Source organism: Acinetobacter sp. YH12236 (assembly GCF_013417645.1).
Taxonomy (GTDB): domain Bacteria; phylum Pseudomonadota; class Gammaproteobacteria; order Pseudomonadales; family Moraxellaceae; genus Acinetobacter.
The window spans coordinates 11,375-37,859 of the sequence record NZ_VPDM01000011.1 but is presented as its reverse complement, the minus strand read 5'-3'; the positions used below and the strand labels follow the sequence as shown (position 1 = coordinate 37,859).

Below are 26,485 nucleotides of genomic sequence, written 5' to 3'. Positions count from 1 at the left end.
ATGACCATTCAATCTATGGCGCTCATTGGTACTGGTGTAATGGGCATGGGTATCGCGCAAATCGCAGCCCAGGCAGGTCTGGAAGTGCGCTTATTCGATGCCAAAGCAGGTGCGGCAGAAGCAGGTTTGGCTAAACTTAAAGCTACGCTTGAAAAGCTGCAAGCCAAAGGTAAATTTACTGAAGAAGTTCTGAATGCAACTCTGGCACGTTTCAAAATCCTGAATAGCATTGAAGAAGTGGCTGGTGTTGATCTGGTGGTTGAAGCCATCATCGAAAATCTGGACATCAAGCAAGGTTTATTTAAACAGCTGGAAAGTATCGTATCTCCAGAAACCATTCTGGCCACCAATACCTCATCGCTTTCAGTGACTGCGATTGCTTCCAATCTTGAGCATCAAGGTCGCATGGCTGGGTTCCATTTCTTTAATCCAGTGCCCTTGATGAAAATTGTCGAAGTGATTGCTGGCCTAGCAACAGATGAACAGGTCGTTGCAGATCTACTCGAACTGGCACAACGTATGGGGCACTTCGGTGTGCGTACCAAAGACACGCCTGGGTTTATTGTTAACCATGCCGGCCGTGCTTATGGTACGGAAGCACTGAAAATCCTAGGCGAAGGGATTGTCTCAGTTTCAGAAATCGACCGTATTCTGCGTGAAGGTGCCGGTTTCCGTATGGGACCACTGGAATTGTTTGACCTGACTGCACTGGATGTTTCTCATCCAGTGATGGAATCGATTTTCAACCAGTATTATCAGGAAGATCGTTATCGTCCAAGCGCTTTAACCCGTCAAATGCTGGCTGGTAAAAAAGTCGGTCGTAAAGTCGGTGAAGGCTTCTATAAATATCAGGATGGTCAAAAGACCAATGAAGCTCCGGCTCAGATTGCGCCTGAAGTAACTGAATTCAGCCCAGTCTGGATCAAAGCAGATCTTGAGCAGGATGCCAGCATCTTGCGTGACTATATCCGTGAGCAAGGCTTGATCATCGACAGTGCTGAAACTCCGGCAGCTGACAGTCTGATTCTATTGGCCACTTATGGTGAAGACACGACAACAGCTGCATTACGTTTTGAGGTTGATGCGACTCGTGCAATCAGCATTGATATGCTGACTGATTTTGCCAAGCACCGTACCATCATGCCTTCGATTGCAACTCAAAAAGCCTATATCGACCAGGCACATGCATTGTTTGCTAAAAATGGTCATGGCGTATCGGTAATTGCTGAAAGTATTGGCTTTGTCGCACAGCGCGTATTGGCAATGGTCGTGAATCTGGCTTGTGATATTGCCCAACAACAAATCGCAACTGCAGCCGATATCGATAAAGCAGTAAAACTTGGTCTGGGCTACCCACATGGACCAATTTCATGGGGTGATGTTTTGGGCGCAGAACGTATCCTGTTGATCCTGGAACGTATCCTGGCGAATACTGGTGACCAGCGTTATCGTCCAAGTCCATGGTTACAACGCCGCGCCCGTTTAAAACTATCTCTTCTTCACACTGCAGCAGTTTAAGGAATCAAACTCATGTTAAATGCATATATTTATGATGGATTACGTACGCCATTTGGCCGTCATGCAGGTAGCCTGGCAAAGGTTCGTCCAGATGATCTTGCTGCACATGTGATTAAGGCACTGGTAGAGAAGCATAATTTAGCTGCTGATATTTTTGATGATGTAATTCTGGGTAATACCAATCAGGCGGGTGAAGACAGTCGTAACATTGCACGTCATGCAACGTTATTGGCGGGTCTGGATGTGAAAACGCCAGCACAAACTGTGAACCGTCTATGTGCTTCTGGCTTGGCTGCGGTGATTGATGCTGCTCGTGCAATTACTTGTAATGAAGGGGATATCTTCCTTGCAGGTGGTGTCGAGTCGATGTCTCGTGCACCGTTTGTCTTTGCCAAATCTGAAACACCATTTAGCCGTGATTTTAAAGTATTCGATTCAACCATCGGCGCACGTTTTCCGAACCCTGCCATTGAAAAACAGTTCGGCAATGACACCATGCCGCAAACTGGCGATAATGTAGCAGTAGAATACGGTGTAACCCGTGAAGATGCAGACCAGTTTGCTGCAGCATCACAAGCCAAATATGAAGCAGCTAAACAGGCAGGTTTCTTTGCTGACGAGATCGTGGGTGTTGAAGTGCCTCAAGGCCGTAAATTACCAGCAAAATTGGTCGATCAAGACGAACATCCACGTCCATCTTCTAACTTGGAAGCGCTACAGAAACTACGTCCACTGTTTGAAGGCGGTGTAGTGACTGCGGGTAATGCTTCTGGTGTCAATGATGGTGCAGCAGCGCTAATCATTGGTTCTGAAGCCGCTCAGGAAAAACTGGGCATCCAGCCAATGGCGAAAATCATCGCTTCAGCGGCTGCGGGTATTGAACCACGTATTATGGGCGCCGGTCCGGTTGATGCGATCAAACTAGCATTAAAACGTGCCAACTTGACGTTGGATGACATGGATATCATTGAAATCAATGAAGCATTTGCATCTCAAGTTTTAGCATGTCTAAAAGGTTTAGATGTGGCATTTGACGATGCACGTGTCAATCCAAATGGTGGTGCAATTGCAGTTGGTCATCCATTAGGTGCATCAGGTGCTCGTTTAGTGCTCAGCACCGCTCGTGAATTGCAGTGCAGCGGCAAAAAATATGCTGTGATTAGTCTGTGTATCGGTGTGGGCCAAGGTCTGGCACTGGTCATCGAACGCGTATAAACAAAGGAAAAACACATGGGTGCATTAGAGGGTATTCGCGTACTGGATTTAAGTCGCGTACTTGCAGGTCCTTGGTGTGGTCAAATCCTCGCGGATTTAGGCGCTGAAGTGATTAAAGTTGAACGTCCTAAAACGGGTGATGATACCCGTATGTGGGGACCACCTTGGATGAAAAATGACCATGGTGAAAATACACGTGAAGCGGCGTACTACCAGTCAGCCAACCGTAATAAAATGTCAGTTGCGATTGATATTTCAACGCCTGAAGGTCAGGAACTGGTCAAAGCACTGGCTGTAGATTCTGACGTGGTCATTGAAAATTACAAAGCGGGTTCTTTGAAAAAATACGGTCTGGATTATGAAAGCCTGAGCGCGATTAATCCGAAACTGGTGTATTGCTCAATTACTGGCTTTGGTCAAACTGGCCCTCGTGCACCTGAACCAGGTTATGACTTCATTATCCAGGGGATGGGCGGTTTAATGTCTGTCACTGGTGAGAAAGATGACTTACCGGGGGGCGGACCACAAAAAGTCGGTGTGGCTTTTGCGGATTTGACCACGGGTTTGTACTCGACCATTGCCATTCAGGCAGCTTTGCTGAATCGTCATGTGACTGGCCTGGGTCAGCATATTGATATGGCACTGTTGGATGTGCAGGTTGCTTTGCTGGCAAACCAAGGGATGAACTACCTGGCTTCAGGCAAAATCCCGGGTCGCTATGGTAATGCACATGCCAATATTGTGCCTTATCAGGTATTCCGCGCTGCCGACCAAGACTTCATTATTGCCTGTGGTAATGACAAGCAATTTGTTGCCTTGAGCGCTGCAATTGGTTTGCCTGATTTACCGCAAGATCCACGTTTTGTGACCAATGCACTGCGTATTCAGCATCGTGCAGAAATCACAGAGCTGCTAGCCAAACATTTCTTAAGCAATACTGCGAAGCATTGGGTAGAAGCAATTCATGCAGTGAAAGTTCCGGTAGGCCTGATTAATAACCTTGAACAAGCTTTCCAGGAACCACAAGTGCAAGCGCGTAATATGCTGGTTGAGATCCCCCATCCGTTAAAAGAAAAATTAACGGTGATTGGTTCACCAATTAAATTATCGCGTACACCAGTGGAATATCGTAAAGCACCACCAATGTTAGGTGAGCATACGAATGAAATTCTTTCACGTGTCGTGGATGAGGAAAAACTGGAGGCCCTAAAAGCTCAAGGTATTGTTGGTTAATCAAAAAGAAAACCCATAAGTCCAATAAAGAAGCAACTTAATCAAAGTTGCTTCTTTGCTATATACAAGATAATTATTTATAATTTCGCAATGCGAAACACTTATTATGAATTTGAAGGACGGTGAAGACATGTCTGATGATGTACCTGAAACCGATCAGTCGGAAGAAAAATTAATTGCGCCTTTGCGCCATGAGTTATTGCATCCGATCGAAGATATGCAGGATGAAAATGACCGTCAATTTATTACAGCTTTAGCACGTGGTCTGGAGTTACTGCGCTGCTTTAGTCCAAAACATCAGCATCTGGGCAATCAGGAACTGTCACAAATGACAGGTTTACCTAAACCGACGATTACCCGTTTAACCCATACCTTATCCCGTTTAGGATATTTAAAGCAGGTTCCGAATTCGAGCAAGTTTCAGCTCTCAGTCGGCGTACTGTCTTTTGGTTATTCGATGCTGTCGAATTTATCCTTGCGATCGGTTGCTCATCCATTAATGAAAAATCTGGCAGACTATGCTGAGGCAGCCGTTGCAATGGCGACCCGCGACCGTTTGAACATGATTTATCTGGATGTGGTGCAGGGCAAAGGCAATGTCACCATGCGTCGTCAGGTAGGAACCCATTTGCCGATTCATTTAAGTTCAATGGGGCGTGCCTGTCTGGCTGCAATGCCAGAAGATGAGCGTGATTTTCTGCTTGATGCGATTCGCCGTAAACATGTTGAAGAATGGCCACAGATCCAAAAAAATCTGGAGAAGTCATTTAAAGACTATCAGGAATATGGTTTCTGCTTTTCAATCGGTGAATGGCATAAGGATGTGAATTCGGTTGCAGTTCCTTTTGTCCATGAACAGCATGGTCTACTGGTGTTTAACTGCGGCGGTCCAAGTTTTCTCCTCAATGAAGAGAAAATCAAAAATGATATTGCACCACGTTTATTACATATGGTGAACAATATTAGAAATGAGTTGGGATAATACATTTCTCAATTGATTAATTTTAGAAAATAGTAGGTATTTCAATTAAATACCTGCTATAAAATATCTATAAAATTCATTGAAAATAATAATTCTTTTACCTGATAATAATTTATCATTATTTTACAAATACTTAATTAATTCCTCTATGGTAATTCATGAGTGTTTTTATCACTCATAAGACCTTAATTTAAATTAAAAATAGCTTGATAACTAAAGATGATAAGGGGTATGAAAACTAAGATGAAGACAATTACAACAGCTCTTTCTTTGGCGGTAGTTGTTATAATGGTGACTGCATGTGGTGGTGCAAAATCCTCTACAACAGTGAATACACCCCCGACTAATGGCGGTACTACACCGACTACGCTTGCTTATAGCTATGACAAAGCTAAATTTAATGTTGTGGATAACGCTGCGCCTACTAAACAGGTAAGGATCGAGATTGCTGATCTTGATGTTCAAAAGAATGCATATCTGCAACATTCTGTCCAAAAGATATTTAAATACATTCAGGATTATCAGAATGGTACGATCACGGCTGAAGACCTGACCAATGCGGGGATCGCAATTCAAGATCCGTCACCAACATTTTGGCTGATGCTTCAACTGAAACTGATGTAACTGGTCTGGGCGCTTATGCAAAATGGCAATCTGACAAGGGTGTATATGTTTCAGGTAATGTGCAGCTTGGTTTCGGTGATGTTGAGTTTAACCGTGCTGTGACTGATGGGCTTGACTCGGTGAAAGAATCCAATAAAGCTGATCTGTTTAAATACGGTGCTTATGCTGAACTGGGTTATGACTTCTTCGCTGACCGTCTGACTGTTTCACCATACATGGCTTTAAGCTATAACGCTGCAAAACTGGATGCGGTCAAAGAAGATACTGTTATTGGTCTGACTGTAAGTGATGTAGATGTGGCTGAAACTAAAGCGCATGTGAGTGTGCGTTTTGACTATGAGCTAAACCAGAATCTTTACCTGACTGGTTATGGTGAGTATGCCGATGCCTTTGATCGTGATAATGGCATGGTCACAATCTCGTCCAATGTAGATAATACAATCCAGTATGGTTATCAGGCTCCGCCCTTTGACAAGGATTACTTCTTATATGGTGTCGGTTTGAACTATACCAGTGGCAGTAAATGGAACTGGTTTGGCGAGTTGACAGGTAATGCATCTAAATCAAGCGATTACCTGATTCAGTTAGGCTTGAAATACCACTTCTAAGTCCTGAAATGAAAAAGCCCTCTTAAGATAGAGGGCTTTTTTTAATTACTGAATTATGATTTTTCAATAATCAGGTGTAGCTTTCACGGATCATGCTGATGGTTTTACAGGTGGTATTTAGTAGATCATTATGGACTTTATTTCTGAAAGTCCTTAATTTCTTTACTCATACTGCAAATTGCAATTTAAGGCTCTTACGTTCCATGCATGATCTGTCTATGTAATAAAAAATAACCGCAGAAAAAGTCTTGAAAACTTTTCTTAAAACTTTATGAAAAATAATGCTTAGGTTAAGATGAACCATCATTTGTAAAAGCATTCTAGAAGACCTATGCAACCATTTGTTCTATATAACTCAGAGCAACGTAAAAAAGTAGAATTTGTGCCTCGTAAAGAAGGTCAGATTGATCTGTATGTCTGTGGGATGACGGTCTATGACTACTGTCATATTGGACATGCACGCACGGTGGTTGCATTTGACTATATTATCCGTTTCCTGCGCAGTCAGGGCTGGAAGGTGAAATACGTACGCAATATCACCGACATTGACGACAAGATTATTAAACGTGCCAATGAAAATGGGGAAAGCATTTCATCACTGACCAGCCGTTTTATTGATGCCATGAATGAAGACTTTGCCAAATTAGGCTGTCTTGCACCGGATGAAGCACCAAAAGCCACCGATTACATCAATCAAATGCAAAACATGATTGGTACGCTAGTGGAAAAAGGGACTGCATATCCGGCAAATAATGGCGATGTTTATTTCGAAGTTGAAAAATTTGCCAAATACGGCCGCCTTTCAGGCCGTAAACTGGAAGATATGCAGGCAGGCGCTTCTGAACGTGTAGACGTCGAAGTTGAGAAAAAACACCCATTTGACTTTGTACTTTGGAAACATGCCAAAGAAAATGAACCTTCTTGGGCTTCACCATGGGGCAATGGTCGTCCAGGATGGCATATTGAATGTTCTGCGATGTCAACCTGCTGCCTGGGCAATCATTTTGATATTCATGGTGGCGGTGCTGATTTAAGCTTCCCGCATCATGAAAACGAGATTGCACAATCTGAAGCAGCGACAGGTGAGCAGTATGTGAACTACTGGATGCATGCCGGCTTCATCAATGTTGATGGTGAAAAGATGTCGAAGTCTTTGGGTAACTTCTTTACCATCCGTGATGTGATTGAAAAATTCCATCCGGAAGTGGTGCGTTACTTTATTGTGTCTTCACACTACCGCAGCCCAGTGAACTATTCTGATGTGGCCTTAAAAGAAGCGAAAAATACGCTGATGCGTTTCTATCATTCTTTCAAAGCTTATCAGGCAGTATATGGCGAACAACTGGTTGAAACTCTGGATCAAAGCTTTGTTGAGCGTTTCAATACAGCCATGTGTGATGACTTTAATACACCAGAAGCCATTGCTGTATTGTTTGAACTGAATAAAGAGCTGAATCGTGCAGTAAAAGACCAGAACCAGGAACAGGCTGCTGTTTATTATTCTACTCTGCGTCATCTGACTAATATTCTGGGTCTGGTACAGCACAATGTCGATGAATTCCTGAAGTCTGATATTGGTCAGGAAGCTTTAGGCTTGTCTGAAGAGCAAATTGAAGATTTGATCCAGCAACGTAAAGATGCCAAAAAAGAGAAAAACTTTGCTCGTGCCGATGAAATCCGCCAGTCATTATTAGACCAAGGGGTGGTGCTGGAAGATACCCGTCAAGGAACTATATGGCGTCGTGCTGATTAATTCGACAGTTGAATCAATAGAGAGTTGACAGTTAGCAGAAACTCTCTATAATTCACTCCCATATTGCGGGAATAGCTCAGTTGGTAGAGCACAACCTTGCCAAGGTTGGGGTCGCGAGTTCGAGTCTCGTTTCCCGCTCCAAAATTCAAAAAAACCCTGATCGGAAGATTGGGGTTTTTTATTGCCTACGCAAAATAAAAAGGACAATCAGAACTGATTTACATAATGAAATTCTGAATAATGAAGAGCTTTTGGTCAGGGAAATTTCTAAACATTCTGTTTAAGTTTTATGAAAAGCTCTACATTTTGAAACCTGACATTTGCATAGATATGATAAAATTGCGAAAATTATTTTTTGCTAGACTGAGTCAACTCTATATAGAGTTAAGGTAAACCTACTTTGAACCCACCAAATATGCCAAATCAAATAGACTTCCAGAAAGTTGCACTTGAAACCTTGCGTATCGAAGAACAAGCATTACAGATTTTAGCCACGCAGATTGATGAGCGTTTTAGTCAGGCATGTGAAATTATCCTACAGTGCAAAGGTCGTCTGGTGATTACCGGGATGGGGAAATCCGGGCATATTGGCCGTAAGATGGCGGCAACTTTTGCATCTACGGGTACGCCTTCATTCTTCATGCACCCGGGCGAGGCAGGGCATGGTGATCTTGGGATGCTGGTACCGGGTGATGTACTGATTGCCATTTCAAACTCAGGCAAAAGCGATGAAATCATGATGCTGATGCCTCTGATCAAGCGTCTGGAAATTCCCTTAATTACCATTAGTGGGGATGCCAAAGGCCCAATGCCACAAAATGCTGATGTGGCTTTAACTCTAGGTCATCTTCAGGAAGCCTGTCCACTTGGCCTGGCACCGACTTCGAGTACAACAGCAACTTTAGCGCTGGGTGATGCACTGGCTGTCGCTCTTTTAGATGCACGAGGTTTTACTGCTGACGATTTTGCCTTGTCACATCCAGCGGGTGCCTTGGGTAAACGCTTATTGCTGCATGTAAAACACTTAATGCACACTGGTTCGGAATTGCCAAAAGTGTCACCAGATACACCAATGAATCAAGTTTTATACGAGATTTCAAATAAACGCCTAGGTTTAACCACAATTGTGGATCAAAATGACCTTCTGCTGGGTATTTTCACTGATGGTGACTTACGCCGCCTGATCGACAAACAGCAAGGTTTTGATGTCAATTTACCGATTCAGGAAGTAATGACCAAAAATCCGCTGACAATTTCTCAGGAAGCACGTGCTGTCGTTGCACTGGAAAAAATGAACGAACGTAAAATTAATCAATTTGTAGTGGTTGATGATGCCAATAAAGTCATTGGTGTAATTAGTATGCATGACCTGATTCAGGCTGGGGTAAATTAATAAATGGCATCTTATGTATTATTAGAGCAGGCACGTCATATTGAGGCACTGGTACTTGATGTAGATGGTATTTTAAGCGACGGTTTTGTCACATTGACCAACACGGGCGATGAGATCAAGTCTTTTGATATCCGTGATGGTCTGGGTATGAAACTGGTACAGCAAGCCGGAATCAAAGTGATCATTATCACTGGGCGTCAAAGCAATATCGTACAGAAACGTATGTCGGATTTGGGCGTAGATCTGGTTTATCAGGGCCGCGAAGATAAAGGGACTGCTTTGCGTGAAGCTTGTACTCAGCTCAATATCGATCCTGAAGACTGTTTATACATGGGTGATGACTGGCCTGATCTGTCTGCCTTCGCGATTGCAGGCATGAAAGTGACTGTTCCAAACGGCCATGTTGAAGTGCGTCGTCGTGCTGATCTGGTAACGCAAGCCTATGGTGGTCGTGGTGCGGTACGCGAGATTTGTGACATGTTACTGATGTCCAAAGGTAAGTACCAAGAGTTACTTGAAAAATATACTCGTGCGCCTTATTAATAAGTCATACATCCTGGATTAAGTACACCGCTTATGGACACTAGAGTTTTATATCTTACGGCTATTATCATTGCCGCAATAAGTGGTGGTTATTACTATTACAGTGGTAAAGGCAACAAGTTGCAGACTGATTCTGCACGTAGCATGACCTATTCTGCGAATAATATTAACTTAACCCAAACTGATGAAAAGGGCATGTTGTCTGTTCGTGCCCAGGTCGACCAGCTTGAACAAAACCTGCAGCTAGAGACTTCGAGTCTCAAAAATCTGCAGGCAACGACCTATAAAGACGGTCAGGTTGATGCGACATTCTTTGCCAAACAGGGCAACGGTTATGATGACAATACAAAAGTTGTACTTTCTCAAGAAGTGCTGGCGACCAAGATCATGCAAAATGGAAAAATGCAGTTCCGCACCGAGGAGCTGACGGCTTTTCCGAAAACACGTGAAATTGAAACCGATAAAACTGTCATTGTTGAATCTCCACAGGCTGAATTTATCAGTCAGGGCCTAAAAGCCAATCTTAATGATGGTCAATACGAATTCTTTAATATTCGAGGAAAGTATGAACCAAATTCCTAGAGCTAAAATGATGAACACTTTCCTTAAGCGCGCTGCGTTATTAAGTCTGGTTGCATTGGGTTCAGCCACTGCGTTTGCATTGCCATCTGACCGTAACCAGCCGATTACCTTATTAGCTGACCGTGCGACTTTTAATGAGCGTACCGGAGTCACGACTTATTCAGGTAATGTCATTATTGAACAGGGCACCATGAAATTGCAGGCCAATTCGATTGTGGCGAATCTGAATAATAAAAAACAGATCAGCCTGATTACGGCAACAGGTAGCCCGGCTCAATTTCAGCAGAAAGTTGATCCTGCCAAAGGTTTGGCCAAAGGTCAGGCACAGAAAATTGTCTATAATGCGGAAACCGGGATTATTACCCTATCTGGAAATGCCTACTTGCAGCAAGATGGCGCTAGTATCCGTGGTAATACACTGAAATACAGCATGAATAAAGGCGATATTGAAGCAACAGGTACACCAAATAAAACCGGTTCAGCAGCAGGTCGTGTACAAATCGTGATTCCGCCTTCATCTTCGAAATCCTTTCCGGGAGCACGTGATTAATGGCACAGACGCATCAGGTTCAAACTTTAACCATTAAGCATCTGGCGAAAAATTATAGTAAACGCTGGGTAGTCAAGGACGTTTCCTTCAGTATGGAAAGTGGGCAGATTGTTGGGCTTTTAGGGCCTAATGGTGCAGGTAAAACTACCAGTTTCTATATGGTGGTGGGTCTGGTGCGTATGGACAAGGGTGAGATCCATCTGGATGATCTCGATTTATCTGACTTGGCAATGCATGAACGTGCGCGTAAAGGTATTGGCTATTTACCGCAGGAAGCTTCTATTTTTAGAAAACTAACCATTTCTGAAAATATTATGGCGATTCTGGAAACCCGTAAGGATTTAAGCAAAGCTCAGCGTCAACAACGTTTAGCCGAATTACTAGCAGACTTTAAAATTACCCATATTAAAGATTCATTGGGTATGAGCGTATCGGGTGGTGAACGTCGTCGTGCTGAAATTGCCCGTGCGTTGGCGGCCGACCCAAAATTCATGTTACTGGATGAACCTTTTGCCGGGGTTGACCCGATTTCCGTGGGTGATATTAAAGATATTATTACGACGCTGAAAGATCGTGGAATTGGGGTATTGATTACCGATCATAACGTTCGTGAAACTTTGGCCATCTGTGAACATGCCTATATTGTCAGCGAAGGTTCAGTCATTGCTGAAGGCACGGCACAAGAAATTCTGGCCAATGAAACGGTACGTAAAGTTTATCTGGGTGATGACTTTACTGTATAGAAAATTTTCATTATTAGAAAAAACCCGCATTAAGACTTTAGTCGTCAAATGCGGGTTTTTTTTACTTAAATTAAGACGAAAAAGCTATCTTTTTGTATGATTTGATATATTGTTAGGCTAAAACACGAAACATTCATTATTATGCAATTTAGGGTGCAGCACTTAAAAAATGTTCAGGGGATAATAGATAAAAATAAGGGAATATGGATCATTCTTCTTTTGCCTTTATCTGTGCCATTCGTACATGCAGAAAATTCACAGAATTATTTTAATAATATTAAAAGTGGGTTAGGAAAACTGATTGCTCCAGAGCCAACGCGATCAGCGCAGACGATTGATATTAGCTCACTGAGTCAGTACTCACTGGATACCTCAAAAGTAGCCGAACTGCCACAGATTAGTCGGCCGTAGCAGGCACAATCTTCAATTCGACCTATAAATGCTGGTATTCCTGCAAAAATGAGTCTGATTGAGGCGGTTCATACAGCAGTTCAGCGTCGTCCGGAAATTGCCCAGAGTATTTCGTCTTTATCTGCACAGGCAGCCAATATTGATGTGGCCAAAGCAGCCTATTATCCGCAGTTATCTGGCGGTGTAGGTACCGGAGATTTGACCTCAGGTGAACGTGGACGTCAGGTGGTTTCTCTGAATGCAACCCAGATGCTATATGACTTTGGCAAGATTAAAACCAATGTCAGTGTTGAAGAGGCGAGATTGGCAGAAGAACAGGCAAGAGTATTGGTGAGTCTGGATCAGGTGGCACTGGAAGTAGCGGATGCCATCGTCAATATTAAGCGCTATCAGGAAATTACCAAGATTGCCGAACAGCAGATTCAGGGCATCGCACGCATTGCAGAAATTGCCAATTTACGTGCCCGCGCCGGGATTAGCACACAGGCCGATCCGGTTCAGGCGCAGTCGAATCTGGAAGCTGCACAATCTAACCTGATCGTGCAACAGACCCAGTTAAGACAATATCAGCAACGTCTACGAACTTTATTGGGATTTGATGTCTCTGCAATCCAATGGGAAATTCCAGATCGTATCGTGACCCAGGCTGATCTTTATCAGGATCCTGAATTTACCCAGATTCCAAGCATGATCTTGGCACATTCAGGGGTAGATGTAGCTCGATTGCAAAAAGATCAGGCACGTTTAAGCCGTTATCCGACCATTAATCTGAAAAGTAGCTTAAGTCAGGCAGTCAATGGTCGAAATCCAAATAATAATGAAGATGATGGCTTTTATAATTCAATTATGATTGAAGCTAGCAGTAATTTTTATCAGGGGGGGCGCTGTTCGGTCTCAGGCACGTGCTGCCAGTTATGCCGAAGAAGCGGCACGCGCACAGGTGAATACTGTCTATCTGGATGTGCTGGATCAGGTTCGTTTAATCCGGGAACAGATCGAAAATAAACAAAGACAAATGGATGTCCTGGCTCAGCGCCGTGAAACCACGGTACGAACCAAAGAGCTATATCAAGAACAATATAAATTGGGCACTCGGACTGTAGTGGATTTATTGAATGCAGAACAGGCGATTCACAGCGCAGCACAGGAAATTGAATCAGCGCGCTATGACATCTATTCGGCAATTGTGCAATACATTCAGGTGACAGGTCGTACACGGGATATTTACGCGCTTAACCGTATTTCTATTCAGGGGTTTGAAGTTCAGCCATGAGTACTATAATAAATTATCAGCCGTGGCTTCAGGCAGTTTTGAATATTGCCAAGCATTATCGGATTGAACCATCTGAGGAACGGATTCGTCTGCAACTGGACTGGAACCAGCATCATGACATTGATGAAATGCTCAAGATTGTCAGCCGTCAGATGGGATTAAATGTCCGCAAAAATAAATTTGATAGCAGTCTGCTGAATCCTTGGCGTTTGCCCTTATTGGTTGAATTTGATAGCGGAGATGTCGGTGTTATTGAACGTATCGACACACAAGGTAATGTCAGTGTACAACTGAGTGGTGATGCAGGTTTATCGCAAAGTTTTACCATCGAGCAGTTAGAAACAGGTGCGAAGCATGTTTATATCCTGCGACCAGAGTCTTCTGTGCCGGATGCGCGTGTCGACGAATACATCAAGCCCTTTGAGAAAAACTGGTTCTGGTCAATTGTTCTTAAAGACTGGAAACGCTATATCGATGTGATGTTTGCCTCTTTAATCGCCAATATTCTGGCTTTGGCAACGATTGTCTTCTCGATGAACGTTTATGACCGTGTCATTCCTTCACAATCGATTCCTACTTTATGGGTGTTGGCCGGCGGTGTACTGATTGCGGCGATTTTCGAGTTTGTATTGCGGGTATCCCGTATTTATCTTTCAGACATTATTGGTAAACGGGCTGACCTGAAAATATCTGACCAGGTATTTGGTCATTCCTTAAGAATTAAAAATAGTGAGCGTTCCAAATCGACTGGAACGTTTATTTCACAGATTCGTGAACTCGAAGGTGTGCGTGAACTGGTCACTTCCACTACCGTGACGGCAATTGCAGATCTGCCATTCTTCTTCCTGTTCCTGGGAATCTTCTGGATTATTGGCGGCAACCTGTTCTGGGTCATGCTACTGGTAGTACCACTCATGATTCTTCCTGGGATTCTGGCGCAGAAAAAACTGGCCAAGTTGGCACAGTTAGGAATGCGTGAATCTGCAATCCGTAATGCTTTATTAGTGGAAGCCGTACAAGGGATTGAAGATATCAAGCTGTTAAGAGCTGAAACCCGCTTCCAGAACCAATGGAATCATATGAATGAAGTCTCTGCTGATGTCAGTATGCAACAACGTAAAATTGTTGGCTTAATGACAGCATGGACCCAAAAAATTCAGGGACTCACCTTTGCCATTGTGGTCTTAGTGGGTGCATTTGCGGTGATGGATGGTGAGATGACCACGGGTGCTTTAGTTGCCTGTTCGATTTTATCATCACGGATGCTGGCACCTATTTCACAAATTACCGGTGTCTTGGGCCGTTTACAACAAGCCAAAGTTGCTAAAGGCGGTCTGGATGAATTGATGAAAAAACCGGTGGATCAACCGGACTATTCACATCTGATTCACCGTCCTGTATTGGATGGTCATTATGACCTGAGTGGCGTGGTATTCAAATACGGCGATGATGATCCCAAACCGAGTCTGGTCATCCCAAAACTGGAAATTAAGCCAGGTGAAAAAATTGCAATTCTGGGCCGTAACGGTGCAGGTAAATCGACGCTGTTACAACTGTTGTCGGGCATGCAAACCCCAGCACAGGGTAAGGTCAAACTGGATGGTATTGATCTGACTCTGATCGATCCTTCAGATGTACGCCGTGATATGGGCCTGCTCAATCAGAATTCACAACTCTTTTACGGTAGTATTCGTGAAAACCTGACTTTGGGTGCACCGCTCGCTACGGATCAACAGATTCTGGAAGCCTTACAAATCACTGGTGCACTTAACTTTGTTCAAGAGAAAAAAGAAGGTCTGGATCATATCATTCTGGAAGGTGGAGTGGGCTTCTCGGGTGGACAGCGTCAAGCCTTATTACTCGCACGACTCCTGATCCGCCAGCCTAAAATTTTGTTGTTAGATGAGCCAACTGCAGCGATTGATGATGTTTCAGAAAAGCAGTTAATTGATCATCTGAAAGGGTATCTGTCCCATCGTACACTGGTAGTGGCAACGCATCGTCGTGCCGTACTGGAGTTAGTTGACCGTATTCTCGTGGTCAATGATGGCAAAATTGTCATGGATGGTCCACGAGACCAAATATTAAATCAGTCACAGGTAGGAACTAAACGGGTCGTGGGAGCAAGCGCATGAGTGAACCACAAACATTAACGCGTTCAAACAAAGTGAGCTTTCAGGAACCGCCATTACCTAAATCCAGTTTGATTATTTGGATTGTGGGCATTGGTTTGTTAATACTGCTGACGTGGGCCTGGCTATTTAAACTGGAAGAGGTTTCGACCGGTACGGGGAAAGTCATTCCCTCTTCTAAAGAACAGGTGATTCAGTCTCTAGAGGGTGGCATTCTAACCAAATTGAATGTTAAAGAAGGTGAGATTGTAGAACGGGGTCAAGTCTTGGCACAGCTTGATCCAACCCGATTTGAATCTAATGTCGGTGAATCAGAATCCTTGTTGATCGCTTCACGCGCCACTTCTGCCCGTTTACGTGCAGAAGTGAGTGGTACGCCGTTGTCTTTTCCGGAAGAAGTATTGAAATATCCAAAACTCGTCAAAGAAGAAACCGCACTGTATCAGTCACGTCGTGCCAATCTGGAAGAATCTCTTGCCGGCTTGCAACAGGCATTGGTACTGGTACAACAGGAACTGGAAATGACCGCGCCATTGGTGGCTAAAGGGGCAGCCAGTGAAGTTGAAGTTTTACGGTTGAAGCGAGAAGCCAATGACCTGCGTAACTAGATGAATGATATTCGTAACCAGTACTATGTTAAAGCACGGGAAGAACTTTCCAAAGCCAATACTGATGTGGAAACTCAGCAACAGGTGGTACGCGGCAAGTCAGATACCTTGAACCGGACCATTTTTAAATCCCCAGTTCGTGGCGTGGTCAAAGAAATTGATGTCATGACTTTGGGTGGAGTGGTACCACAAAATGGCAAGCTGATGACCATCGTGCCTCTGGACGAGAAATTACTGGTTGAAGCCCGAATTTCACCACGTGATATTGCTTTTATCCGTCCTGATCAGGAAGCACTGGTGAAGATTACTGCCTATGATTACTCGATTTATGGCGGTCTAAAAGGTAAAGTGACCGTGATTTCGCCAGATACCTTGCGGGATGAAGTCAAACAGGATCAGTTCTATTATCGGGTGTATATCCGTACCGATAGTGACAAATTGAGAAATGCCGCCGGGCAGGAGTTTAATATCACACCAGGTATGGTGGCCTCTGTTGACATTCGTACCGGCGCAAAAACGGTAATGGACTATCTGATCAAGCCATTCAACAAGGCTAAAGAAGCATTGCGTGAACGTTAAATTTAAAAGTAATCAATAAAATTAAATTGAATCAAGCCTCTCGTTTAGAGAGGCTTTTTCTTTGCCCCATCAAAACAGGTATACTGCACAGGTGAAATTTGAATGCCTGAAGTTATGCCATTTACCATTGCCAGCCTTGTCAGTTTTGAGGAAGACATCAAAAAAAGCCGATTTCAGGCCTTTGCCACACCTGTAGAAAATGAGCAGGATGTGAAGGATTTTCTGGAGGTCTATCGTGATCCGACCACCACTCATCAATGCTGGGCCTGGAAAATCGGTCATCATGTACGCTTTAATGATGATGGTGAGCCATCGGGTACCGCTGGCCGACCGATCCTCGCGACTATTGAAGGCAATGAGCTAACCAATGTACTGGTACTGGTGAATCGCTGGTATGGCGGTATTAAATTAGGCACCGGCGGACTGGTCCGTGCCTATGGCGGCTGTGCTGGACAATGTTTGTTATTAGCTGAAAAAATTGAGCTGATTGAAAAGAAAAAGGTCGAATTTGCTTGCCAGTTTAATGAGTGGGCGATTTTTCAGTATGAGTTGAATCAGCAGCAGATTGACTATCAGGAAGAATATTCGGCTGAAGGCGTACAGGTTCAGGCACAATTCCAGAAACATCAGATTGAACCTTTTGCTTTAAAAATTCAGGATGTCACTCGCGGTCGTGAACAATTAAAAATCATAGAAGAAGCCACAGATGACTGAACAAGATCCATTACTGAAATATCGCGAGCAGCATAAACATCGTCTGAACTATATGCCTTGGCTATATTGGTCCTTAAAACCGAAGAATCGTGGTTGGGCTGAAGCTTGGCAGAAAGAATATCAGGCCTATTTGATGGAGATGGAAACAGTTGAGATTGGCGAAAACTGTTTTATTTCGCCGTTGGCACATATCTTCGCTGAACCGGGGCGTAAAATTAGTATCGGGAATAATACCTTTATTGCAGCAGATTGTACGCTACATGGTCCTCTGGAGATTGGTAACGAAGTCGCCATTAATCATCATTGTATTCTGGATGGTGGTCGGGTGGGCATTAAACTGCATGACCAGGTACGTATCGCAGCTTATTGTCATCTTTATGCCTTTGATCATGGGATGGAACTGGAGCAGCCGATTTATCAGCAGCCAGTCAGGTCCAAAGGGATTGAGATTGGTCGGGATGTCTGGCTAGGTGCCCATGTCGGCATTAAAGATGGGGTGAAAATTGCCGATCAGGCGATTATAGGGATGAATAGCATAGTCACGAAAGATATTGAAGTGCGTGCAATTGTCGCCGGAAATCCGGCAAAATTGATTCGATATCGGGATTAAAATAGTGAAAGAAGTTCTTGGAAAAAGGATTTATATCAGGTGCTTAATATTCGGTAAAGGCCTTAGAACATCACATAAAAGTTAACATATTTCAATTCAAGCCTTACAGATTTCAGTGCACATTTACTAATGCTTGTGCTAAGTTAAAAATAACTAAGAAATTTTTATTATAAAAGAGAGGCTGAACATGAAACGTGTCATTGCCTGCATAGACTCCTCACCATGCACGAACGCACTTGCAGATGCGGCTGCATGGATTGCCAAACAGACTGGTCGTGAACTGGTTTTATTACAGGTTCTGGATTATTACCCGGCCAGTTATCATCTTGGGGAAATTAGCGGTGTGATTGGCTTTGAAAGCAATGCCATGTTGCTTAAAGAGCTGGCTGAGCTGGAGCAAAAGCAAAGTGAAATTGCGCTTAGTTATAGCAATAATCTGCTCCAGCATATTTCGGATCGTATCTTTAAAGATTATGGCATCCGCACCACCCATATTCAGGAAAAGGGTGATTTTCTGGAACAAAGTTTTCAGATTCTAAAACCTGATGATATTGCAGTCATTGGACTACTCGGTGAGCGTTCTGCCGAGAAAAATAAGCCAATCGGCACCAATGTAGAAAACTTTATCCGTGGTGCTAACTGTACAGTGATGACTGTAGGGGAACACTTCAGACCACCGACACGTTTTATCTTTGCTTATGAATATTCGCCGACTTGTGTGAAGATGATGAAACGCATTGCAGAAAGTGATTTATTAAGACAATTACAATGTCATCTGCTTTATATCGGGGATCATGTGGAAATCCTGAATGAGCCTCTGCAATATTTGACAGAAGCAGGACTAGAGGTCGTTCCAGAATACCGCTATGGAGAAGTAGCTGAAAATATCCTGTCTTATCAGCAGGAACATGGGATTCAGTTAATTGTCTTGGGGGCATTCAGTCACAGCAAGATCCACCAGTTCTTCTTGGGCAGTATTGCGACAACGATTTTCCGAAATTCTAAAGTGCCATTATTGGTAGCGAAGTAGAAAGAGGGTGATAAAACCTACAGAAATGTATTTTTTGATAAATTGTTACAGCTTGAATTAAAAACAACCAGAGTTATCCTCATATATTGTGGATAACTCTGTGGTTACATTCTGTAAGATGATGTTATTTATCAGGAATACTTTATTGGCTGATTTTTGTTCTAGTCGTATTATTTGACAATTGCGAGTGCAAAACCATCATGTCCTTTACTGCCAACGGTCTGTAAAGCAGTACAAGATAAGATACGTGGATGATTTTCCAGCGCTTTAAACATGTCACGAATGCCTTCAATACTTGGTTTTTTATTGTCCGGATTGATGATATCACCGGCACGAATCACATTGTCCAGGAAAATAATGGTACCGGAGTGGGAAAGGTTTAAGCTCAGCTCCAGATATTCAGGATAGCTTTGCTTATCGGCATCAATAAAAATAAAGTCGAAAGCTTCAGTATCTTCAGGCAGGGCACGAAGCACATCTGCAGCACGGCCACATTTCAGCTCAACTTTCTGTTTTAACTGTGCACGATCAATATTTTCCTGTCCCATGGCAGCATGCGTATCACGGCCTTCAATGGTTAGAATATAACCGTCTTCAGGGAGGGCACGAGCCAGCCACATGGTGCTATATGCAGCAAAGGTTCCCAGTTCCAGTATACGTTTGCACTTATTCATCTGAATCAGCATTTGCAGCAGCATGCCCTGATTCGGCGCAACAGCCAGATGATCTGGAAAACCATGTGCAGCAGTATTTTCAAGAGTCTGATTCAGAATAGGATCTTCAGGAATTAAATGTGAATCAATGTAGCGGTCAATATCTGTCCACATTTGTTGCATAGTACTCGCACCTTTGTTGTGATGCGTGCATTTTAAACTTTTCCGGGCACAGCGCAATTTATTGTTCTATATTCGCTGGTTTTTTAGGCTATACAAAGCCAAAAGCTGGCTTTGTATAGAAAATGAAATGACTTAGTAATTACACATTGATGAGCGACGACTTAAATCCGGGCCCCAAGTGCGATAACCTTGAGTATCAATATGGATTTGGCCAGAGGCATATAAACCGAGCCCCATATTCAGGCTTTGTCCATGCTGTAACCAAAACTGGCACAGTTTGAACTTGGTATTTTCAATTGCTGCATAATCCTGAGCCTGTGGGTACTCAGGTCCGATCCGAAAATCAATTGCCGAGTTAAACAGGTGACGTGAAGAATTGGCTCCACCGGCACACTGATTTAAAGGCAGGTCACGATAAACCGAAGTGACTTCAAAATCAGTCAGTACATTGGCAGCAACCAGATATTTGAAGACACGTAAAGTAGGCACCTGATTTGACCAGAGCTCACGGCTTGGAATCATATATTGCGATCGACCACATTTAGCCCAATCCCGTGCAGTACGCATCAGCTCAAAACTTGGAATAATATTTCCGACCCCTTGCTGGGCCAAAAAGTTTTCATATTCACGTACAAGAGACAGGTTATTTAGTGCCGATACCCAGTGAGTATAGACATAAGGAACCGGTTTAGGCTGTGGTTTATGGTTGTACTGGACTCGTTCTTCTGGGATGTAAATCCTTTTATCTGGAGTTACTTTACCAGACTGTTTTGTGGTGGTAGCACATCCTACAAAGACAAGCGGGATTATACAAACACTCAATAACCCCTTTATTAAATGCTTCATTGATAGCAATTCAGATATTTTAAAATAGCGCTATTTTAGTCCACTTTTACGGAGAAAATCAGGATAAATTGCAATGAAATGTGTGGATGGGGTATAAAAAAAGACCAGTCTATGCTGGTCTTTTTTTAAGATTTGAAAAATTATTTTTCAAGATATTGTAATTTATCAGTTTTACCATTCCACTCTTCACGGTCAGCAGGTTGCTCACCAATTTGTGTGATGTTCGGCCATTTTTGAGACAGTTCAGCATTTAGCTCGATAAAGACTTCTTGGCCTTCCGGTAATTCATCTTCAGAGAAAATTGCATTCGCAGGACATTCAGGCTCACATAACGCGCAGTCGATACACTCGTCCGGGTTAATCACAAGGAAGTTAGGACCTTCATAGAAACAGTCTACTGGGCAAACTTCAACACAGTCTTGATATTTACATTTAATACAATTTTCAGTGACAACGAAGGTCATGGCGACAGCTACCTAAAAAATATGGTTCTAATGACGAATACCGTATTTTAGGCAAAAATAGAGGGAACAAACAATTCCTTTTATTGATATTTGTTATATATAGGGCTGTTAAATTTGAAAAAACTGCGATGATTGGATGAAAGGCTTAGGGAATGAGAATCATCATCAGCTAAGCCCTATGCGGGATAGGGCTTAGAAGAGATTTTAACTTGGCTGTTTCATGAGATCTTTAAGAGCATAAAGTTGCTGTAATGCTTCACGTGGGCTCAGATTGTCGACATCAATGTCTTCTAATAATTCAAGCGCTGCTGAAGGCTTTTCAATCTCGATGACTTTTTCGATGATTTCAGGCATCGCAAACAGATCATGCTGCGGACTCTGTGGTTTGGCCTGATGCTGCTTTTCCAGAATCTTCAAGCGATGCTGAGCTTCTTTAATTACAGCCGCAGGAATACCTGCCAGTTTAGCCACTTGTAAACCATGACTCTGGCTAGCTGGGCCATGTTGGACTTTATGCAGCAGAATAAGGTTGCCATTTAGTTCTTTGGCTGTGACATGATAGTTATCAATTCCTGCTTCTTTGTCCAGTTCGGTTAGCTCAAAATAATGCGTTGCGAACAGACATAGACATTGAATCCGTTTAGTCAGATCCAGCACACAAGCCCAAGCCAGGGACAGCCCGTCATAAGTACTGGTTCCACGACCCACTTCATCCATCAGAACCAGAGATTGACTGGTAGCATGATGCAGAATTTGCGAAGTTTCCGTCATTTCCACCATAAAGGTTGATTTGCCAGTCGACAAATCATCTGCAGAGCCAATCCGGGTAAAGATTCGGTCAATTGGACCCAGTGTTGTCGATTGCGCTGGCACATAACTACCGCAATAAGCCAGTAGGGCAATCAGGGCAGTCTGGCGCATAAAGGTGGATTTACCACCCATATTTGGACCGGTGATAATGGCCATACGGTGCTGATAATCCAGCTGGGTATCATTTGGAGTAAAGGCTGCCTTGCTTAAGGCTTCAACCACAGGATGACGGCCGGCAACGATTTTCACACCAATTTCAGGGCTGAATTTTGGTCGTGCCCAATTGCGTAAACGTGCCTGATGGGCAAAGTTTGCCAACAGATCGATCTGGGCAATCGCACTGCTCATCATCTGTAGATTGCCAATATCCTGACGCAGTTCATCCAGCAACATTTCGAATAGCATTTTCTCGCGAGCAAGTGCACGGGATTCGCTAGACAATACTTTATCTTCAAAAGCTTTTAGTTCAGGCGTGATATAACGCTCAGCATTTTTCAGCGTTTGGCGACGGATATAATGTTCAGGTGCCTGTTCAGCTTGTGCACGAGTCAGTTCGATATAATAACCACTGACACGGTTATAGCCGATTTTCAGGGTAGGAATGCCGCTTTGCTCACGTTCCTTAATCTCCAGATCAATCAGGAACTGTCCGGCATGATCACGGATTTTACGCAGCTCATCCAGCTCGCTATCGAAACCTTCTGCAATGACATTGCCATCACGTAGCAATACCGGTGGATTTTCAACAATGGCGGACATCAGGCGCTGATGCAGGCCATGAAAATCGCCCAGTTCTTCATTCAGCTGTTGCAATAATTTCGAATTCTGCTGACTTAACAGCGGTTGTAACGCATGGCGTAAAAATGGAATCTGTGCACAGGCTTGACGTAATTGAACCAGATCGCGTGGACGAGCACTACCTAAAGCGATACGGCTGAGTACACGTTCAATATCACTGATTTCTTTTAAGACCAGACGGACTGGCGATTCATGGAAACCTTCAAGCAATGCCTGTGTCGCATCCAGTCGCTCATCCAGTATCGCAGTATCACGAAGCGGTTGCATCAGGGTGCGGCTAAGCAGACGGCCACCCATAGCGGTCTGACAGTCATTGATCAGCTGAAACAATGAAGTGCCATGTTCAAATAAAGGCTCAATCAATTCGAGGTTGCGACGGGTGACTGGATCCAGTGCAATAAAGTCTGAACTTTGTTCCAGTTGAATGGTTCGGATATGCGGTAAAGCCGTTTTCTGGGTTTCTTTGGCATAGTGAATCAATGCAGCCGCAGCAGCTTTGGCCAAAGGCAGATGATCAATTCCGAAACCTGAAAGTGTACTTACTGCAAATTGGTCGCATAAGGTCTTCTGGGCATTGTTCTGGTTGAAGTCGACATTCGGACGTTTACTGATTGGAACATCTAGCTGTTGTTTTAAGTGTTCTACCAGTGCTTGATCTTGCAGATTTTCATCAATCACAATTTCGCTAGGCATGAGGCGTGCCAATTCAATGGCTAACTGACTTAAGTCATAATCGATTTGCTGGACTTTAAATAAACCCGCACTCAGGTCGAGAAGTGCAATTCCGATTTGTTGGTGTTGAACACACAGAGCCACCAGGTTGGAGGTTTGATGCGCACCTAATAAGGCATCATCAGTTAAAGTCCCGGGAGTGATAATCCGGACGACCCCACGTTCAACTGGACCTTTACCAGTCACTTCACCGATCTGCTCGCAGATCACCACCGTTTCGCCTTTTTTCACCAGACGAGCCAGATAGCCTTCAGCAGCATGGAAAGGTACACCGGCCATGGGAATTGGCTGGCCATTGGCTTTACCGCGATGGGTCAGGGTAATGCCTAAAATTTTGGCGGCCTTATGGGCATCTTCAAAGAACAGTTCATAGAAATCACCCATGCGATAAAACATCAATGAGTGTGGATGCTGCATTTTGACCGACATGTACTGCTGCATCATGGGCGTTAAGCTAGAGAGATCAGCCACAAGTTCTGAACTGGTCATTAAGAAAAAATCCTTTAAATATATAAAGCAAAACCTGAATCTTTTTCCGAAACACTATCCTCGGAAAACCTGGAAAATAGCCTAAGCTAAAATCCTGTAAAGACTGGTTTGAATGTCAAAAATAATTGTCTCAAGTCTAACAAATTTAATTTTTAGAAAGAAACATAAATCCGCAGGAATCTGTATTTGTACGGACTTAGTCGATATAAAGCATAAAAGGGTATTGATACATGGGTTGCCCATAAAAAAAGCCACCCAGAGGCAGCTTTTTTATATCTTTCATCAAAATTTAATCAGGGTCATACAATCCCAGGTCGACCAGATGTAATCTGAGAAGGCGGCGGAGTTCCAGTACAGCCTCAGGCGTTTCCTGAACGGAATGTCCACCTTTGATAATTTTATTGGAAGCCGCTCCTTCAAGATATGCACTCTGATAAGCAACGACATCATCAGTCATGATGTTTTCATCATCACTATCTGTATTATTGCCAATAATCGAGTGAAATTTGAAACCTGGTGCCGGATTAATATCTTTAGTCAGTGCCGTGAATTTTGATTTCTTACTAAGATCACTCGGCCCATTCTGAATCAGATCATGACCAACTTCATGCAGAAAATCACTTAAGCCAATTTCACCTTGGACAGTGTCAGCAAATGCACCCAAAAAGGCACTTGGCACACGAATAATTTTACGTGCCAGTTTGGTATGCCAGCGATCTGCATAATCGGTCCCTTTATGCGGTGCTGCCAGGAAAATAGCACGACTGAAATTCGGAACAGGCTGCATTTTGAAACGCGCTTTAAAGAGTGGATTGTCCCGGAACTTGGTCAGCTTTGAATCTTTTACAATATTAAAAGCGGGCTCGGTAATATCTGCATCACTCACCAATAGACGGGCAATGACACCACCCATACTGTGTCCGACCAGTACAGCTTCTTTTTTGGCTGGTGCATTATTGCTAATACGCGCGAAACCTTGTTGAAGCAGCGCATTAATCTGGAAACGGCTTTCCAGAATAGGCATGTTGGTTGAGTAGAAGACCTGCCACACCTGGAAATTTTCTCTTAAGACCGGATCACCCATAATATCATTCGTTAAACGAATCCAGGCTTCCGGGCTGCTGGCCAAACCATGAATCAGCAATAAAACCTTCTTATTTGGATTGTAAGGTTCCAGCATAAACAGATGCGGCATGACCAGATTATCGTCACGATTGATCAGTGTCAGATAAGCTGCGCGTCCCAGATTGTTTTCTGCCAGCCATAGCCCATAAGGCGCTGAAAAGTTTGCCGCTAAAGCATATTCCTTATTGGCAACTTTAATCTTGTCATATTTATACGGGTCATAAAGTTTTAAATGGAAGTTGCTGTTATTCAGGATCTGTTCTACAGAGTTTGCTGATTCTGGAATGGCGGTAATCGTGGTTGCCAGATAACGTGCTGAATGAATAAAAGGATTTATGCCATTTTGATATTGGTGATTTAGTGGATCGACCAGATATTTTTTATCTTTTTTGGAAATTTCTTCTTCTGGCAAGACCACCAGAAACTCAGAGCCGAAACCGTCACGACGGGTAATCGAGCGCAGACCAGAGAAGTTCATGTTATAGGTCGACATTAACTGTTCAATTGGCTGATTCTTGAGCTGGGGGAAATTGTCCAGATTAATGGTATAGATACTGTTTCCAACCTGCAGGCGTTGTCCGGCTTCTTTGGTTTTATAACGTTCTGCGTAGATCTGGATTAAATGAGCAATTGCCAGGTTATAAAAGTCACGAATCTGAACTTGTCGGTTGTCGAAAATCCGGTCTTGGGGCGCACGTTTAGTCTGGAACAGATAGGCATAACTGTAGCGGATACTTTTATCCAGCATTTGTAACTGCTGTTCCTGACATTTTTGCAGGTTCTGGGTTTGCAGTTGCTGTTTTTCTTCAGATCGGGTTTTAGCCAGAGCACTGGTTTTACATTCAGCCGATTTACCCAGCTGGAGTGATTTAGCTAGATATAATTCACTCGATGTTGAAAGTAATTGCTCATCCAGAATCTGTGGAATTTCTTGTAGCTCTTTCACACATTCTTCTGGATTATTTTCACAGACTTGTGCTTCACGTCCGGTCATGGACAGGACATTCAGACTGGCTTCACTCAACTTATCGCGTGTAAGAATGCTATCGCGTTCATTATTGATGGTGACATTAATAGCCTGCTCTTTAACACTCACCACCTGACAGCCACTCAGTACAGCTGTCATGAGTACAGTGCAAAGTAATGCTATCTTATTTATTTTCTCGTGCATAAAGACTTTGAACACTCATTTAAAATTATAAAGCTTGATAATGCTTTGTATTTTACTAATTTTTTCCCATAAAAATAGACCGCCGGAGCGGTCTATTTGTAATATTATGAATC

General features: G+C 43.4%; 21 protein-coding genes, 1 tRNA gene and 2 pseudogenes. 19 read left to right on the top strand and 5 right to left on the bottom strand.

Features of this window, described 5'->3' with window-relative positions:
- The 19 genes and pseudogenes from FTV14_RS06665 (at nt 1) to FTV14_RS06575 (ending at nt 19,101) form a co-directional block, all read left to right on the top strand.
- Complete coding sequence (locus tag FTV14_RS06665; protein ID WP_180053590.1) at nt 1-1,518, top strand: 3-hydroxyacyl-CoA dehydrogenase; 1,518 nt, start codon at nt 1-3, stop codon at nt 1,516-1,518.
- Between the two features lie 12 nt (nt 1,519-1,530).
- The gene (locus FTV14_RS06660) at nt 1,531-2,733 is read left to right on the top strand and encodes a 3-oxoadipyl-CoA thiolase (protein ID WP_180053589.1); all 1,203 of its coding nucleotides are present in this window, start codon (nt 1,531-1,533) and stop codon (nt 2,731-2,733) included.
- Nucleotides 2,734-2,748: 15 nt separating this feature from the next.
- On the top strand, nt 2,749-3,966 hold the full coding sequence (locus FTV14_RS06655; RefSeq protein WP_180053588.1) for a CaiB/BaiF CoA-transferase family protein: 1,218 nt from the start codon (nt 2,749-2,751) through the stop codon (nt 3,964-3,966).
- Between the two features lie 130 nt (nt 3,967-4,096).
- Nucleotides 4,097-4,948, top strand: a complete 852-nt coding sequence (locus tag FTV14_RS06650; RefSeq protein ID WP_125279305.1) for an IclR family transcriptional regulator — start codon at nt 4,097-4,099, stop codon at nt 4,946-4,948.
- Between the two features lie 243 nt (nt 4,949-5,191).
- On the top strand, nt 5,192-5,572 hold the full coding sequence (locus FTV14_RS06645; RefSeq protein ID WP_180053587.1) for a hypothetical protein: 381 nt from the start codon (nt 5,192-5,194) through the stop codon (nt 5,570-5,572).
- Nucleotides 5,542-6,180: an autotransporter outer membrane beta-barrel domain-containing protein gene (locus tag FTV14_RS06640; protein ID WP_180053586.1), complete on the top strand. Its 639-nt coding sequence runs from the start codon at nt 5,542-5,544 to the stop codon at nt 6,178-6,180. The genes FTV14_RS06645 and FTV14_RS06640 overlap by 31 nt, the downstream gene beginning before the upstream one ends.
- Before the next feature lie 331 nt (nt 6,181-6,511).
- Nucleotides 6,512-7,933, top strand: a complete 1,422-nt coding sequence (gene cysS, locus FTV14_RS06635) for a cysteine--tRNA ligase (RefSeq protein ID WP_180053585.1) — start codon at nt 6,512-6,514, stop codon at nt 7,931-7,933.
- A gap of 65 nt (nt 7,934-7,998) precedes the next feature.
- Nucleotides 7,999-8,074: transfer RNA gene (locus FTV14_RS06630), tRNA-Gly, on the top strand.
- Between the two features lie 274 nt (nt 8,075-8,348).
- Nucleotides 8,349-9,326, top strand: coding sequence for a KpsF/GutQ family sugar-phosphate isomerase (locus tag FTV14_RS06625; protein ID WP_004786235.1), 978 nt, complete (start codon nt 8,349-8,351; stop codon nt 9,324-9,326).
- A 3-nt stretch (nt 9,327-9,329) separates the two neighbouring features.
- Nucleotides 9,330-9,869, top strand: coding sequence for an HAD family hydrolase (locus FTV14_RS06620; protein WP_034170294.1), 540 nt, complete (start codon nt 9,330-9,332; stop codon nt 9,867-9,869).
- Between the two features lie 33 nt (nt 9,870-9,902).
- Complete coding sequence (gene lptC / locus FTV14_RS06615) at nt 9,903-10,451, top strand: LPS export ABC transporter periplasmic protein LptC (protein ID WP_175967395.1); 549 nt, start codon at nt 9,903-9,905, stop codon at nt 10,449-10,451.
- Complete coding sequence (gene lptA, locus FTV14_RS06610) at nt 10,435-11,001, top strand: lipopolysaccharide transport periplasmic protein LptA (protein ID WP_004786229.1); 567 nt, start codon at nt 10,435-10,437, stop codon at nt 10,999-11,001. Before lptC ends, lptA begins: the two co-directional genes overlap by 17 nt.
- On the top strand, nt 11,001-11,744 hold the full coding sequence (gene lptB / locus FTV14_RS06605) for an LPS export ABC transporter ATP-binding protein (protein WP_004786227.1): 744 nt from the start codon (nt 11,001-11,003) through the stop codon (nt 11,742-11,744). The genes lptA and lptB overlap by 1 nt, the downstream gene beginning before the upstream one ends.
- Nucleotides 11,745-11,885: 141 nt before the next feature.
- A pseudogene (locus FTV14_RS06600) lies at nt 11,886-13,428 on the top strand (TolC family outer membrane protein).
- Nucleotides 13,425-15,563 (top strand): type I secretion system permease/ATPase, encoded by a 2,139-nt coding sequence (locus tag FTV14_RS06595; protein ID WP_180053584.1) that lies wholly within the window; start codon nt 13,425-13,427, stop codon nt 15,561-15,563. The pseudogene FTV14_RS06600 and the gene FTV14_RS06595 overlap by 4 nt, the downstream one beginning before the upstream one ends.
- Nucleotides 15,560-16,747: pseudogene (locus FTV14_RS06590) on the top strand (HlyD family efflux transporter periplasmic adaptor subunit). Before FTV14_RS06595 ends, FTV14_RS06590 begins: the two are co-directional and overlap by 4 nt.
- A gap of 114 nt (nt 16,748-16,861) precedes the next feature.
- Entirely contained in the window at nt 16,862-17,461 is a 600-nt protein-coding gene (locus FTV14_RS06585; protein ID WP_159122803.1) for a YigZ family protein, read from the top strand.
- Nucleotides 17,454-18,071 (top strand): DapH/DapD/GlmU-related protein, encoded by a 618-nt coding sequence (locus FTV14_RS06580; RefSeq protein WP_180053583.1) that lies wholly within the window; start codon nt 17,454-17,456, stop codon nt 18,069-18,071. Before FTV14_RS06585 ends, FTV14_RS06580 begins: the two co-directional genes overlap by 8 nt.
- 187 nt (nt 18,072-18,258) lie before the next feature.
- Complete coding sequence (locus FTV14_RS06575) at nt 18,259-19,101, top strand: universal stress protein (RefSeq protein WP_034703837.1); 843 nt, start codon at nt 18,259-18,261, stop codon at nt 19,099-19,101.
- Nucleotides 19,102-19,271: 170 nt separating this feature from the next.
- Here the strand turns inward: FTV14_RS06575 and FTV14_RS06570 are convergent, their stop codons facing one another.
- The 5 genes from FTV14_RS06570 to FTV14_RS06550 form a co-directional block, all read right to left on the bottom strand.
- Nucleotides 19,272-19,937 carry an O-methyltransferase gene (locus FTV14_RS06570; RefSeq protein WP_180018177.1) on the bottom strand — a complete coding sequence of 222 codons (666 nt, stop codon included), beginning with the start codon at nt 19,935-19,937 and terminating at the stop codon, nt 19,272-19,274.
- Between the two features lie 132 nt (nt 19,938-20,069).
- Nucleotides 20,070-20,783, bottom strand: a complete 714-nt coding sequence (locus FTV14_RS06565; RefSeq protein ID WP_004786214.1) for a D-Ala-D-Ala carboxypeptidase family metallohydrolase — start codon at nt 20,781-20,783, stop codon at nt 20,070-20,072.
- Between the two features lie 140 nt (nt 20,784-20,923).
- Nucleotides 20,924-21,247 carry a ferredoxin FdxA gene (gene fdxA / locus FTV14_RS06560; protein WP_004786212.1) on the bottom strand — a complete coding sequence of 108 codons (324 nt, stop codon included), beginning with the start codon at nt 21,245-21,247 and terminating at the stop codon, nt 20,924-20,926.
- A gap of 204 nt (nt 21,248-21,451) precedes the next feature.
- On the bottom strand, nt 21,452-24,076 hold the full coding sequence (mutS, locus tag FTV14_RS06555) for a DNA mismatch repair protein MutS (protein WP_180025438.1): 2,625 nt from the start codon (nt 24,074-24,076) through the stop codon (nt 21,452-21,454).
- Between the two features lie 289 nt (nt 24,077-24,365).
- Complete coding sequence (locus FTV14_RS06550; protein WP_180053582.1) at nt 24,366-26,372, bottom strand: triacylglycerol lipase; 2,007 nt, start codon at nt 26,370-26,372, stop codon at nt 24,366-24,368.
- Nucleotides 26,373-26,485: the final 113 nt, after the last annotated feature.